We start from the raw sequence: 13438 nt of genomic DNA on the forward strand, positions 1-13438 counted from the left end.
GGCGCGGGCTCCCGCCTCCTCGGAGACGGCGGAGCCCGCGCCGGCGCGCCCCCGGTCAGCCCGCCTGGTCCGGCTCCGGCTCCCGCCCGGGCACCGGCACGCCCATCACCTCGCGGGCGTGACGGTTCGGGACCATCCCGAGCGTCCACGCCTGCCAGCCGGCCGACGCGTGGACCCCGCGCTCCAGCACCAGGGCGTACGCCTCCGCGCAGTCCTCCAGCTTCCCGTCCCGGCTCGGATGGCGCTCCTCGACGAGCCGGGCCAGTTCCTCCCGGGCCAGCGCCGTCGCCGCCTCCACGTCTCCCGGCGACGCGTACGGGAGCAGCGTGCAGCGCAGGAACCGTGCCCAGTCGGCGCCCCGCCGGTCCTCGTACGACAGGAAGAGGCGGCTCGCCTCCTCGCACAGCTCCAGGGCCTGCACGGCCTTGCCGTTCCCGGCGTCCACGATCGCCAGCTCCAGGCACGTCCAGGCCTCGCCGTGCGCGACGCCGATGCGGTGGAAGTCCGCCCGGGCGTCCACCAGGAGCTGGCGGGCGAACCCGGAGTTGCGCAGGTTCCCGGTCTGGGCCGCCCGCTGGTCCCGGGTCACCCGGCCCGAGTGGTGGCGGGCGCAGGCCAGCCCGTACACGTCCCGCATCCGGGAGAACATCGTGCGCGCCCGCTCCAGCTCCCGGACCGCCTGGTTCCGGTCGCCCCGCTCCTCCAGCGCCTGCCCCAGGTAGTACAGCGTCCATGCCTCGCCCCGGGCGTCCTCCTGCTCCCGGTGGCGGGACAGCGCCTGCCGCAGTCCGTCGACCGCGGGCGAGGCGTCCCCCTCGACGAGCCGGGCCCGGGCGAGCTGGGTGAGCGCCCACGCCTCGCCGCGACCGTCGTGGGTGCGGCCGTACTGCTCCAGGGCCTGGCGCAGCTCGGAGTCGGCCCGCTCCACGTCGCCCATGCGGAGGCACACCTGGCCCAGCTGGAAGTGGGCCCAGGCCTCGCCGTGCAGCGACTCGTTCTCCCGGTGCAGCTCCAGCGCGGCGCCGAGCAGCACAAGCGCGTCCGCCAGGTTCGCCCGGTCCCGTTCGACGGCGGCCAGCGCGTGCAGCGTCCAGCCCCGGTCCGCCGCGAGCGACGCCGGCTCCTGCAGCGCGAGCGCCTCGCGCAGCTTCGCCGAGGCCTCGGTCAGGTTGCCCTGGTGGTGCAGCGTGATGCCGAGCGAGCAGAGCGCGAGCGCCGCCCCCGCGTCCTGGTGCGCCTCCTGGTAGAGGGAGACCACCGAGGTCAGCGTGGTGCGGGCCTTGTCGAGCTCGCCGAGCTGGCGGGCCGCGATGCCGGTCCGCCACTGCACCGAACGGGACAGCAGCCCCTGCCCGACCGCGTCGGTCAGCTCGTTGATCTCGCCGAGACGGTAGAGGTCGCCGCGCAGCAGGCAGTAGTCGCAGAGCGCGCCCAGCAGGTTCAGCACCGTCTGCTGGTCGACGCCCTCGGCGTGCCGCAGCGCCGCCGTGATGAAGCTGGACTCGTCGTCCAGCCAGCGCAGCGCCGCGTCCAGTGAACCGAAGCCGTGGCCGCCGAACCGGTCGGCACGGGTCGACATCTTGCCGTCGACCATCCGGATCACCGCGTCGGCCAGCTCCGCGTAGTTCTGGATCAGCCGCTCCTGGGCCGCCGCGATCTCCGTCGCGTCCTCCTCGTCGAGGAGCCGGGCCGCGGCGAAGCCGCGCACCGCGTCGTGCAGCCGGTACCGCTCGCCACGCACGTGGTCGAGGAGCCCGGTCCGGGCCAGCTCCCGCAGCAGCCGGGCCCCGTCCGGCCCGTTCCCGCCGAGCAGCGCAGCCGCCGCGGCCGCGCCCAGCGAGGCCCGCCCCGCGAGCGCGAGCCGACGCAGCAGCCGCCTCCCGTCGTCGTCGAGATCGGTGAAGTACCGCACCGACAGCGACCGGTCGAGCGGATGCCCGCCCCAGCCGGGGCGCTCCAGCAGATGCGCCAGGTCGCTCATCGAGCGGCGGCCCAGCGAGGAGCCCGCCACCCGCAGCGCCAGCGGCAGCCCGCCGCACAGGTCCCGGATCCGCTCGAAGGCCTCGGAGTCGTACGGCCCCGGGTCGGGCGACTCGGCCGCCTCCCGCAGCAGTTCCTCCGCCCCCGCCGCGTCGAGCGCCGCCACCGGCAGCTGGTGGAGGGCGGCGGGCACCCCCTCGCCGAGGTCCAGCGGCTCCCGGCAGGTGACCAGGACCAGGCTGTCCGAGCGCTCCGGCAGCAGCGTGCGGACCTGCTCGGCGTCCACCGCGTCGTCCAGGATCACCGTCACCGGCAGCCCCGTCAGATGCTGGTGGTACAACTCCGCCAGCCTGCGGACCTGTTGCTCGGCCGAGGTCCGCTCACGGAACAGCAGCTGCTCCCGCGGGGCGCCCAGCCGGTTCAGCAGGTGCAGCAGCGCCTCCCGCGTCGACAACGGCTTCTCGCCGCGCGTCCCGCCGCCGCGCAGGTCCACCACGCACGCACCGCGGAACTGGTCCCTGAGCGCGTGTGCCGCCCGCACCGCCAGCGTGGTGCGGCCCGAACCCGGCTCGCCGTGCAGCACCACGACCGTCGGCCTGGTCGTCGTGGCCACCCGGCCGGCCTGCACCCACTGGGTGATCTGCGCCAGCTCCGCCCGTCGGCCCGCGAACGGCCCGCCCGGGTCCGGCAGATGGCCGAACGACTGCTCCAGCACCGTGCGCCGTCGGGCCGCCGCGCTCCGGTCCGCGCCGCGCAGCTGCGCGACCACCTTCTGCGGCGGTTGCGCGGCGGTCTGGAGCAGCACCCGCTGCTGCTCCAGGAACGGCCGGACACCCCGCACCTCCAGGGCGGTCAGCCACTGCAGCCGCAGCTGCTCGGGCCCGCCGGGCCGGCCGAGCGCCCCGGCCCGGCGGCGCGCCGCCGGCCACTGGGCGGCCGTCACCTTCAGGACGGTCGCCGCCGCGCCCGCCACCGCCACCACCGCCCCGGCGCCCAGCGCCGTACCGGCCGGTGTGCCCAGGGCCAGGTCCGCGCCGAAGGCCGCGACCGCCGCGACGGCCGCGACCAGCGCGGGAGTTCCCGCCGCCGGCCGACCGGCCGTCGGCCGGATCTCCGCCTCCGTCTCCTCGAGGGCCCGCAGATAGGCCCCGTACTCCTCGCCCGCACCCGCCGCCATGGTGTCCAGCGCGGCCCGGCCGCGCGCCAGCAGTGCCGCCGAGTCGGTGCGGCCCCCGGAGCGGCGCACCTCCTCCTCCACGGCGCGCGCCAGCAGRCGTTCGGCATCGGCCCGGTGGCTGTCCCGCATGTGCGTCCCCCTCCGAGAGCTTCCGCTTTCCGGGAACAAGTGTCCTGCGCGACGCGCGTCGGCGCGAGGGAGCGACGCGATCGGCCGGGAGCTGCCGGGCCCCGTGCGGCACTCCGGACCGGGCCGAACGGGCTGCCGTAGACCTCCCGTCCGATGGCGTTCATCTGCTGAATAGCGCGTCCGAGTGACCCCCCGGAACCAATCCTCCTGGTCGCAGTTGATCAGCGTGCTTCGGGTAACGGAGCGTTACAGGGCCCTCGAGCTCAAGAAGGAAGACTCGTGATCAAGAAGGTTCTTGCTACGGCGGCAGTTGCGGCCTCGGTCGCCGGCATGTCTGCGACGACCGCGATGGCGGCCGGCAACGACGGTGGCAGCGCGAACATCATCGGCAACACGTCGCACCAGTCGATCGGCAGCAACCACACCGGTGGCTACATGAGCCCGAACTTCGGTCTCGTCAACGGTGGCGTCCTGCACTGCTTCGACATCCAGAAGGTCCAGGCGCAGGTGCCGATCGGCGTCATCGCCGTCCCGGTCGCCGTCCAGGACGTGCTCGGCAACCCGATCTCGAACCAGACCTGCACCCAGAACTCCGTGCAGCAGAAGGGTGACGACGCCCTGTCGCACATCCTGGGCGAGGTCCTCTCCCAGAACGGGAACGTCGGCGGCTGAAGCCACCCGCTCCACTGAAGCGGCCCCGTTCCTCGCAGAGCCAGTGCGAGGAACGGGGCCGCTTTCCGCATCACTGCCCCGTTCGACGGCCGCTCACCCGTGGCGCATGGCCGGGGCTCCGCCGAGTGGGCGAGGATGGGAAGCATGCCGAACAGACTGGCCCATGAGACGTCCCCCTATCTCCTCCAGCACGCGGACAACCCGGTCGACTGGTGGCCGTGGTCGGCCGAGGCCTTCGACGAGGCGCGCCGGCGCGATGTTCCCGTGCTGCTCAGCGTCGGCTACAGCAGTTGTCACTGGTGCCACGTGATGGCCCACGAGTCCTTCGAGGACGACACCACCGCCGCCTACGTCAACGAGCACTTCGTCGCCGTGAAGGTCGACCGCGAGGAACGCCCCGACGTCGACGCCGTGTACATGGAGGCCGTCCAGGCGGCGACCGGCCAGGGCGGCTGGCCCATGACGGTCTTCCTCACCCCGGACGCCGAGCCGTTCTACTTCGGCACCTACTTCCCGCCCGAGGCCAAGCACGGCATGCCCTCCTTCGGCGAGGTCCTCGACGGCGTCGCCCGCGCCTGGACCGATCGCCGCGACGAGGTCGGCGCGGTCGCCGGAAAGATCGTGACGGACCTGGCGGCCCGCTCCCTGGCCTTCGGCGGCGACGGCGTCCCCGGCGAGGAGGAGCTGGCCCAGGCGCTCCTCGGCCTGACCCGCGAGTACGACGCCACCCGCGGCGGCTTCGGCGGCGCGCCGAAGTTCCCGCCGTCGATGGCGCTGGAGTTCCTGCTGCGGCACCACGCGCGCACCGGCGCCGAGGGTGCCCTCCAGATGGCCGCCGACACCTGCGAGGCGATGGCCCGCGGCGGCATCTACGACCAGCTCGGCGGCGGCTTCGCCCGCTACGCGGTGGACCGCGACTGGGTCGTGCCGCACTTCGAGAAGATGCTGTACGACAACGCCCTGCTGTGCCGGGTGTACGCCCATCTGTGGCGGATCACCGGCAGTGACCTGGCCCGCCGGGTCGCGCTGGAGACCGCGGACTTCATGGTCCGCGAACTGCGCACCTCCGAGGGCGGGTTCGCCTCCGCGCTGGACGCCGACTCCGACGACGGCACCGGCCGGCACGTCGAGGGCGCGTACTACGTCTGGACCCCGGCCCGGCTCGAGGAGGTCCTCGGCGAGGAGGACGCCGGGTACGCGGCGCGCCACTACGGGGTGACGGAGGAGGGCACCTTCGAGGAGGGCGCCTCCGTGCTCCAGCTGCCGCAGGACGCCGGAGTGGCGGACGCCGAGCGGATCGCCTCCGTCAAGGCGCGGCTGCTCGCCGCCCGTGACCTGCGCGAGCGCCCCGGCCGTGACGACAAGGTCGTCGCGGCCTGGAACGGGCTCGCGATCGCCGCGCTGGCCGAGACCGGCGCCTACTTCGACCGCCCCGACCTGGTCGAGCGCGCGACGGAGGCCGCCGACCTGCTCGTACGGCTGCACATGGACGCCGGTGCCCGGCTCACCCGCACCTCACGGGACGGCAGGGCCGGAGCCAACGCGGGCGTCCTGGAGGACTACGCCGACGTCGCCGAGGGCTTCCTCGCGCTCGCCGGGGTCACGGGCGAGGGCGTCTGGCTGGAGTTCGCCGGATTCCTGCTCGACATCGTCCTCGACCAGTTCGTCGCCGAGGGCGGGGCGCTGTACGACACCGCCCACGACGCCGAGACGCTGATCCGCCGCCCGCAGGACCCCACCGACAACGCCACTCCGTCCGGCTGGTCGGCCGCAGCGGGAGCCCTGCTCTCGTACGCCGCCCACACCGGCTCCACCGCCCACCGCGCGGCCGCCGAGGGCGCGCTCGGCGTGGTCAAGGCCCTCGGCCCGCGCGCGCCCCGCTTCATCGGCTGGGGCCTGGCCACCGCGGAGGCGCTGCTCGACGGACCGCGCGAGGTCGCCGTCGTCGGCGCGCCGGACGACGCCGCCACGAGCGAACTGCGCCGCGCGGCCCTGCTCGGCACCGCTCCCGGCGCGGTCCTCGCCTTCGGCGCGCCGGGCGGCGAGGAGTTCCCCCTGCTGCGCGACCGGCCGCTCGTCGACGGCGGCGCCGCCGCCTACGTGTGCCGCCGGTTCACCTGCGACGCGCCGACGACGGACCCGGCGGAACTGACTCGGAAACTCTCCCGCTGACCCGCGCGAACATCCCGCCCGTCGCACACCAGTACGGGGTGCGACGTGGGCGGAGTGAATCCCGCGGCCGCGCCGACTGTGGAATGATGCGGGAACCGCAGCGGATGGGAGGGAAGCGATGGCGCCCGATCCCGGTAAATGGGAGCGGATGGCCTTCATTCCGAAGAGCCGATATGTGGCGGACCCGCCGCCGCCACCTGCCGACCGAGGGGCATTCCCCGTCTATTCCTCACTCGCCCAGCGCTGGGCCAGCGCCGGGCGCACGGTGCCGGGAGTCCCGGACCTGGAGTGGGAACGCCTGATGAAGACGCCGATCTGGCCACGCTGAGCGGACCGGCCGCCATCCGCGGCACCGAGCGCGAAAAGAGGGGCCGTCCGGACGGACGGCCCCTCTTTCGTGTCGGAATGCGCGCCGTCCGGCGCAATTCGACTGGCGCAATGGAGTGATTACCGTCGGTCGGACGATCAGTCGGTTTCCTTTTCACGGCATGGTCGTTGTGATGTGTGCAGCGGAGGCCGGGGCATGAAGTGCGCCCGCGCATCACGAAATCCGTGAATAGTCTTCCGCCGCAGAAAGGATCCAGACGAAATGAAGTGCAAGAAGGCTGCGGTCGTCGTCGCCGGACTGGTCATGGCCCTGGGCGCCGCATCCCCCGCGATGGCGGACGCCGACGCCTACGGTGCGGCCATCGGCTCCCCGGGCGTCCTGTCCGGCAACGTGGTCCAGATCCCGATCCACGCCCCGATCAACGTCTGCGGCAACAGCGTCAACGTGATCGGCGTGCTGAACCCGGCGATCGGCAACTACTGCGCCAACTACTGACGCAGCCGCGCGCCCCGCACGGGCGCGCCCCTGACAGGGCCGGTCCCGTGGGCGTCCTCGACGCCCACGGGACCGGCCTTCGTCACGTCCGGACCGCGGCCTGCCGCCCGCCCCCCGTACGCGGCCGGCCGATCGCGCCGCCCGCCGAAGCCCGCAACCGCCGCCGCACCCCCCGCACCAGCCGCCCGGCCGTGTAGCCCGCGCCGAAGACGAACCGCATCGACGGGCCGTACGAGGGCGCCGTCAGCAGCCCCGCGAGGAACAGGCCCGGGTGGGACGACTCGAACAGCGCCCCCACCTCCGGCGCGCCCGAGGCTCCGGCCCGGCGCAGCGACCCCCGCAGCCCGGGTGCGAGGACCTCCGTCCGGTCCAGGCTCGGTGTGAACCCGGTCGCCGCGATCACGTGGTCGGTCTCCCACGTCTCCGTCCCCTCCGGTCCCGCCACGTCGATCCGCAGCCGGTCGTCCGGGGTCGGCGCCGCCGCGACGACGACGCGCGAGCCCAGCCGCGGGGCGGCGGGGCGGGCGGGCGGTCAGAGGGACAGGCCGTCCCGGAGGGTGTCGACGGTGCGGTCCAGGAGCGGGACCAGGTCGTCGGCCTGGCCGCGCTCGGCCCAGAAGACGGTCGCCTCGCGCAGCGCGCCCAGGACCGCCGCCGTGAAGACCCGCACCTCCAGGTCGTCGGCGGCGCGGCCGGTGCGCTCGGCGAGGGCGCGGGCGAGCATCTGCGCGGTCTCGGCGGTGGTCTCGGTGAGCCGGGCGCGTACGGCCGGGATCTCCACCATGAGCCGGGCGCGCAGCCGGGTCTCCGCCGGTTCCTCGGTCAGTGCCGTGCGGACCGCGTCGAGGAGGACGGCGCGCAGCGACTCCAGGGGCGACTCGGCGGCGGGGCGGGCCAGCAGCCGCGCGGCGAGGACGGCGTCGTTCTCGTCGGTGAGGACGATGTCCTCCCGGACCGGGAAGTAGCGCACCACCGTCGAGGGGGAGACCTCGGCGGCGGTGGCGATCCGCTCGATCGTCACGGCGTCCCAGCCCTGCTCGGAGGCGAGCCGGTAGGTGGCCTTCCGGATCTCCGCGCGGGTGCGCAGCTTCTTGCGTTCGCGCAGGTTGAGCGGTGGTACGGGGGCGGGTTCGGCGGCCATGGCCGTCATTGTGGGCCATGATCCGCCGGACGTCGCTACGCGTGCTGGTAGGCCACCAGCGAGATGCCGACGTAGTGCACGATGAAGGCCGCCAGGGTCAGCGAGTGGAAGACCTCGTGGAAGCCGAACCAGCGCGGGGACGGGTTGGGCCGCTTGATCCCGTAGATCACGCCGCCCGCGCTGTAGAGCAGTCCGCCGACGATGACGAGGACGAGCACCGCGATGCCGCCGGCCCGCATGAAGTCCGGCAGGAAGAAGACGGCCGCCCAGCCCATCGCGATGTAGCAGGGCGTGTACAGCCAGCGGGGCGCGCCCACCCAGAAGACCCGGAAGGCGATGCCCGCCGTCGCCGCGATCCAGACCGCCCACATCAGGGGCCGCCCGGTGGAGTCCGGCAGGAGCAGCAGCGTGAGCGGGGTGTAGGTGCCCGCGATGATCAGGAAGATGTTCGCGTGGTCGAGGCGGCGCAGGATCGCCTCGCCGCGCGGGCCCCAGGTGCCGCGGTGGTAGAGCGCGCTGATGCCGAAGAGCAGGCAGGCCGTGAGGACGTAGACGCCGCAGGCGAGCCGGGCGCGGGGGGAGTCCGACAGGGCGACGAGGACGACCCCGGCGACGACCACGGCGGGGAACATCCCCGCGTGCAGCCAGCCTCTGAGCCGGGGCTTCAGCGGGAAGGGCGCGGTCAGCTCGGCTTGCTCTGTCCGGTTGGCTTCCGGCGTGGCTGCAGTCATGGGACCGAATGCTACCTACGCCCCCGTAGGTCCCGGATGAGAGTGGCGATGCTCACGTGTGCGGCCCTCTGGACATATGGGCACTTCCATCGGATGATCAAATGAGTGCGGTCGGCACCGGATGAGCGGACGCGTGGCAAAAGGGTCATCCCCTGAAGCATCCGGGTCGCAGCCCCCAAGGGGCATATATCTAAAAACCCCTCATCAAGGAGCAATCGTGGCGCGCGACAACGCGGCTCCCACCACCGTCCCCACCCAGCACCAGGAGCTCGTCTCCTGGGTCAACGAGATCGCGGCGATCACGCAGCCGGACGACATCGTCTGGTGCGACGGATCCGAGGCCGAGTACGAGCGCCTGTCCGAGGAGCTCGTCGCCAAGGGGACCTTCAAGAAGCTCGACCCGGTCAAGCGCCCGAACTCGTACTACGCCGCCTCCGACCCCACCGACGTCGCACGCGTCGAGGACCGGACCTTCATCTGCTCCGAGAAGGAGGAGGACGCCGGGCCGACCAACCACTGGAAGGCCCCGGCCGAGATGAAGGACATCTTCGCCGGCGAGAAGGGCATCTTCCGCGGCTCCATGAAGGGCCGCACGATGTACGTCGTGCCCTTCTGCATGGGCCCGGTCGGCTCTCCGCTCTCCGCGATCGGCGTCGAGATCACCGACTCCGCCTACGTCGCCGTCTCCATGCGCACCATGACCCGCATGGGACAGGCCGTCCTCGACGAGCTCGGCACCGACGGCTTCTTCGTCAAGGCCGTCCACACCCTCGGCGCGCCGCTCGCCGAGGGCGAGGCCGACGTGCCCTGGCCCTGCAACAGCACCAAGTACATCTCGCACTTCCCCGAGACCCGCGAGATCTGGTCCTACGGCTCCGGCTACGGCGGCAACGCCCTGCTCGGCAAGAAGTGCTACGCCCTGCGCATCGCCTCCGTCATGGCGCGTGACGAGGGCTGGCTGGCCGAGCACATGCTGATCCTCAAGCTCACCCCGCCGCAGGGCGAGGCGAAGTACGTCGCCGCCGCCTTCCCGTCCGCCTGCGGCAAGACCAACCTCGCGATGCTGGAGCCCACGATCTCCGGCTGGACCGTCGAGACCATCGGCGACGACATCGCCTGGATGCGCTTCGGCGAGGACGGTCGCCTCTACGCGATCAACCCCGAGGCCGGCTTCTTCGGCGTCGCGCCCGGCACCGGCGAGCACACCAACGCCAACGCCATGAAGACCCTCTGGGGCAACGCCGTCTTCACGAACGTCGCGCTCACCGACGACGGCGACGTGTGGTGGGAGGGCATGACCGAAGAGGCGCCCAAGCACCTCACGGACTGGAAGGGCAACGACTGGACCCCGGAGTCCGAGACCCCGGCCGCCCACCCGAACGCCCGCTTCACCGTCCCCGCCTCGCAGTGCCCGATCGCCGCGCCGGAGTGGGAGGACCCGAAGGGCGTGCCGATCTCGGCGATCCTCTTCGGCGGCCGCCGCGCCTCCGCCGTCCCGCTCGTGACCGAGTCCTTCGACTGGAACCACGGCGTCTTCCTCGGCGCGAACGTCGCCTCCGAGAAGACCGCCGCGGCCGAGGGCAAGGTCGGCGAACTGCGCCGCGACCCCTTCGCCATGCTGCCGTTCTGCGGCTACAACATGGGCGACTACATGGCCCACTGGGTCAAGGTCGGCGCCGGCGCCGACGCGGCCAAGCTCCCGAAGATCTACTACGTGAACTGGTTCCGCAAGAACGACGCGGGCAAGTTCGTGTGGCCGGGCTTCGGCGAGAACAGCCGCGTCCTGAAGTGGATCGTGGAGCGCCTGGAGGGCAAGGCCGAGGGCGTCGAGACCCCGATCGGCATCCTGCCGACCAAGGAGTCCCTCGACACCGAGGGCCTGGACCTGGCGGACGAGGACCTGGAGTTCCTGCTCAAGGTCGACCGCGACGTCTGGCGCGAGGAGGCCGCCCTGGTCCCCGAGCACCTGAACACCTTCGGTGACCACACGCCGAAGGAACTGTGGGACGAGTACCGCGCGCTGGTCGAGCGCCTGGGTTAGATCCCCGCACAGACTCGTGGCGGGTCGCCCCGAACACCGCCCTGACCAGTGGGGTCACGAACGGCTCGTCACGATGCATACCGGCCCCCGAAGCCCCCTCACGGCTTCGGGGGCCGGTGACGTTTCCGGGACGGCTTCGCGGTGGGGCCGTACCGCCGCGGTGGCGGCCGGCACGGGCAGGGGGCCGGGCCTGCGCCGGCCGGGTGGTGGCGCCCGGTCCGCGGGCCTCCGGGGCSCGCGGACCGGGGCCGTCAGGGGGCGCCGACCAGCGGGGAGGAGGTCAGCGCCGCGGTGTGCGCGTCCATGCGCTCGGCGGCGAGGATCGCGGCGGCCGTGTCCGCCCGGGAGGCGGCGACGACCAGGGCGCGGCCCGCCAGGGCGTGCGCGCGGCGGTGCAGGGCCGCGGTCGAGGAGCCGCTCAGGCCCGCGTGGCGGGCCGGCGGCGCGCCGCGCAGCCGGGCCACCTGCGCGGCGATGAGGTCGCCTGCCGCGGCGTCCCCCAGCTCGTCCGTGACGGCGAGCAGGGCTGCCAGGTGTCCGGCGAGCTGGATGTCCAGCTCCTCCTCGCGGGAGCGGTGAGGGTACGCGTCGGGGGCGTCGTCGGCCATCCGGTGGACCGACTTCGTGCGGATCGGTTCGTACATGGGACGCCTCCTGAGTAGCTCTGGAGCCATCCTAGCTTGGATTCTGTCTAAAGTTGAGCCGGGTCCGAATGTTGGGCGGTCAGTGCTGCCCGTAACCGTCGAGGAAGCTCCCGATCCGGGTCACCGCGTCGGCCAGGTCCGGGGCGCTGGGCAGCGTGACGATCCGGAAGTGGTCCGGCTCGGGCCAGTTGAAGCCGGTGCCGTGGACCACCATGATCTTCTCGGCCCGCAGCAGGTCGAGCACCATCTGGCGGTCGTCCTTGATCTTGTAGACGCTCGGGTCCAGACGCGGGAAGAGGTACAGCGCGCCCTTCGGCTTCACGCAGGTCACGCCCGGAATCCGGGTCAGCAGCTCGTACGCCGTGTCCCGCTGCTCCAGCAGCCGCCCGCCGGGCAGGACCAGGTCCTCGATGGACTGCCGGCCCTGCAGGGCCGCCGCCACCGCGTGCTGTGCCGGCATGTTGGCGCACAGCCGCATGTTGGCGAGGATCGTCAGGCCCTCGATGTACGAGGACGCGTGGGCCTTGGGGCCGCAGACCGCGAGCCAGCCGGACCGGAAGCCGGCCACCCGGTAGTTCTTGCTCATGCCGTTGAAGGTGAGGACGAGCAGGTCCGGGGCGATGGCGGCGGTCGGGGTGTGCGTCGTGCCGTCGTAGAGGATCTTGTCGTAGATCTCGTCGGAGCAGACCACCAGGTTGTGGCGCCTGGCGATCTCGGTCAGCGACCGCAGCATCTCGTCGTCGTAGACGGCGCCCGTGGGGTTGTTCGGGTTGATGATCACGATCGCCTTGGTGCGGTCGGTGATCTTCCGCTCGATGTCGGCCAGGTCCGGCATCCAGTCCGCCTGCTCGTCGCAGCGGTAGTGCACGGCCGTGCCGCCGGCCAGCGAGACGGAGGCGGTCCACAGCGGGTAGTCCGGCGCCGGGACGAGCACCTCGTCGCCGTCGTCGAGCAGCGCCTGCATCGACATCTGGATCAGCTCGGAGACGCCGTTGCCGAGGTAGATGTCCTCGACGGAGAGCGGGATGCCCTTGGTCTCGTAGTGGCTCATCACCGCGCGCCGGGCCGAGAGCAGGCCCTTGGCGTCCCCGTAGCCGTGGGCGTCGGCGAGGTTGCGCAGGACGTCCTCGAGGATCGCCGGCGGGCACTCGAACCCGAAGGCGGCGGGATTGCCCGTGTTCAGCTTGAGGATGCGATGACCGGCGGCCTCCAGCCGCATCGCCTCTTCGAGCACCGGGCCCCGGATCTCGTAACAGACGTTGGCGAGCTTCGTGGACTGGATCACCTGCATGTCGAGAGCTTACGGCCGGGTGGGGCGGGACGCCTCGTGTTTTGGGACACGTCGGGCGGTGCGGGCGGGCGTCGGCCCTTTGTCCGGAATGTGACGTGGCTCGCACGGCGGGCTCCCCGCTCCCTAGAATCCGCCCTCATGAGTCAGGACAACGGCGTCGACGGCGCCCGAAGACCTCGGGGCCGGCATGCCTCCACGCGACGGGGGCCGGGCCTGCCGTGGGTGCTCGGCGGCGGGGCCGTCGTGGGCCTCGGCCTTCTCGGCGCCTTCGTCTCCGGCGCGTTCCGCTCCGCACCCGCCGACGGCGCGTCGATCCCGGACGGGGACCGCGSCGGAGCGCCGGCGCTGATCCAGCCGGACGTCTCGGGGAACGGCGACGACGCCTCGGACTCCGGCTCCGCGGACGGGTCGGGGACGGGCACCCCGGGGACGGGGGCCACGGCGAGTTCCTCGGCGCCGGCCTCCACGACGCCGAAGGCCACCGCCACCGCCTCCGCCCCGGCCGGGCCCGGCACCACGAACGCGTCCGCGACGGCCACGGCGACGGCCGACTCCGACGGGCGGCCCGGCAAGTCGGGCGTGGCGCCGGGCGCCACGAAGCGGCCGAAGTAGCGGCTCCCGCGACCCGCACCCCCGC

Annotated in this window: 11 protein-coding genes; 5 read left to right on the plus strand and 6 right to left on the minus strand. The window is 72.9% G+C overall.

Features of this window, described 5'->3' with window-relative positions:
• Positions 1-55: 55 nt before the first annotated feature.
• A complete protein-coding gene (locus EAO71_RS30100; RefSeq protein WP_147980954.1) occupies positions 56-3286 on the minus strand; it encodes a tetratricopeptide repeat protein in 3231 nt (1076 codons plus the stop codon).
• A gap of 279 nt (positions 3287-3565) precedes the next feature.
• Here EAO71_RS30100 and EAO71_RS30105 point away from each other — a divergent pair, with 279 nt between their 5' ends.
• From EAO71_RS30105 to EAO71_RS30120, 3 genes are all read left to right on the plus strand, one after another.
• Positions 3566-3958: a rodlin gene (locus EAO71_RS30105; protein WP_147980955.1), complete on the plus strand. Its 393-nt coding sequence runs from the start codon at positions 3566-3568 to the stop codon at positions 3956-3958.
• A gap of 144 nt (positions 3959-4102) precedes the next feature.
• Positions 4103-6130, plus strand: coding sequence for a thioredoxin domain-containing protein (locus tag EAO71_RS30110; RefSeq protein WP_147980956.1), 2028 nt, complete (start codon positions 4103-4105; stop codon positions 6128-6130).
• 589 nt (positions 6131-6719) lie between these two features.
• Positions 6720-6953, plus strand: a complete 234-nt coding sequence (locus tag EAO71_RS30120; RefSeq protein ID WP_147980958.1) for a chaplin — start codon at positions 6720-6722, stop codon at positions 6951-6953.
• Between the two features lie 82 nt (positions 6954-7035).
• Here EAO71_RS30120 and EAO71_RS30125 read toward each other — a convergent pair whose 3' ends face one another.
• The 3 genes from EAO71_RS30125 to trhA all read right to left on the minus strand — a co-directional run bounded on the left by EAO71_RS30125 (position 7036) and on the right by trhA (position 8825).
• Entirely contained in the window at positions 7036-7398 is a 363-nt protein-coding gene (locus EAO71_RS30125) for a hypothetical protein (protein WP_187282880.1), read from the minus strand.
• A gap of 87 nt (positions 7399-7485) precedes the next feature.
• Positions 7486-8103 (minus strand): acyl-CoA-like ligand-binding transcription factor, encoded by a 618-nt coding sequence (locus tag EAO71_RS30130; RefSeq protein ID WP_147980959.1) that lies wholly within the window; start codon positions 8101-8103, stop codon positions 7486-7488.
• A gap of 26 nt (positions 8104-8129) precedes the next feature.
• Complete coding sequence (gene trhA / locus EAO71_RS30135) at positions 8130-8825, minus strand: PAQR family membrane homeostasis protein TrhA (protein ID WP_147980960.1); 696 nt, start codon at positions 8823-8825, stop codon at positions 8130-8132.
• A gap of 217 nt (positions 8826-9042) precedes the next feature.
• Between trhA and EAO71_RS30140 the strand changes: the two genes are divergently transcribed.
• Entirely contained in the window at positions 9043-10866 is a 1824-nt protein-coding gene (locus EAO71_RS30140) for a phosphoenolpyruvate carboxykinase (GTP) (RefSeq protein ID WP_147980961.1), read from the plus strand.
• Positions 10867-11117: 251 nt separating this feature from the next.
• On the opposite strand, the gene EAO71_RS30145 is transcribed toward EAO71_RS30140, so the two are convergent.
• Positions 11118-11510: an SCO4983 family protein gene (locus tag EAO71_RS30145; protein WP_147980962.1), complete on the minus strand. Its 393-nt coding sequence runs from the start codon at positions 11508-11510 to the stop codon at positions 11118-11120.
• Positions 11511-11589: 79 nt separating this feature from the next.
• A complete protein-coding gene (locus tag EAO71_RS30150) occupies positions 11590-12801 on the minus strand; it encodes a pyridoxal phosphate-dependent aminotransferase (RefSeq protein WP_147980963.1) in 1212 nt (403 codons plus the stop codon).
• Between the two features lie 138 nt (positions 12802-12939).
• Between EAO71_RS30150 and EAO71_RS37965 the strand changes: the two genes are divergently transcribed.
• The gene (locus EAO71_RS37965; RefSeq protein WP_187282881.1) at positions 12940-13413 is read left to right on the plus strand and encodes a hypothetical protein; all 474 of its coding nucleotides are present in this window, start codon (positions 12940-12942) and stop codon (positions 13411-13413) included.
• Positions 13414-13438: the final 25 nt, after the last annotated feature.

Source organism: Streptomyces sp. MS191 (assembly GCF_008042125.1).
Taxonomy (GTDB): domain Bacteria; phylum Actinomycetota; class Actinomycetes; order Streptomycetales; family Streptomycetaceae; genus Streptomyces.

Bases quoted from the DNA above. Each gene is read 5' to 3' on its own strand.
- EAO71_RS30110 (WP_147980956.1), top strand. From the start codon at position 4,103: ATGCCGAACAGACTGGCCCATGAGACGTCCCCCTATCTCCTCCAGCAC.
- EAO71_RS30120 (WP_147980958.1), top strand. From the start codon at position 6,720: ATGAAGTGCAAGAAGGCTGCGGTCGTCGTCGCCGGACTGGTCATGGCC.
- EAO71_RS30130 (WP_147980959.1), bottom strand. From the start codon at position 8,103: ATGACGGCCATGGCCGCCGAACCCGCCCCCGTACCACCGCTCAACCTG.
- trhA (WP_147980960.1), bottom strand. From the start codon at position 8,825: ATGACTGCAGCCACGCCGGAAGCCAACCGGACAGAGCAAGCCGAGCTG.
- EAO71_RS30145 (WP_147980962.1), bottom strand. From the start codon at position 11,510: ATGTACGAACCGATCCGCACGAAGTCGGTCCACCGGATGGCCGACGAC.
- EAO71_RS30150 (WP_147980963.1), bottom strand. From the start codon at position 12,801: ATGCAGGTGATCCAGTCCACGAAGCTCGCCAACGTCTGTTACGAGATC.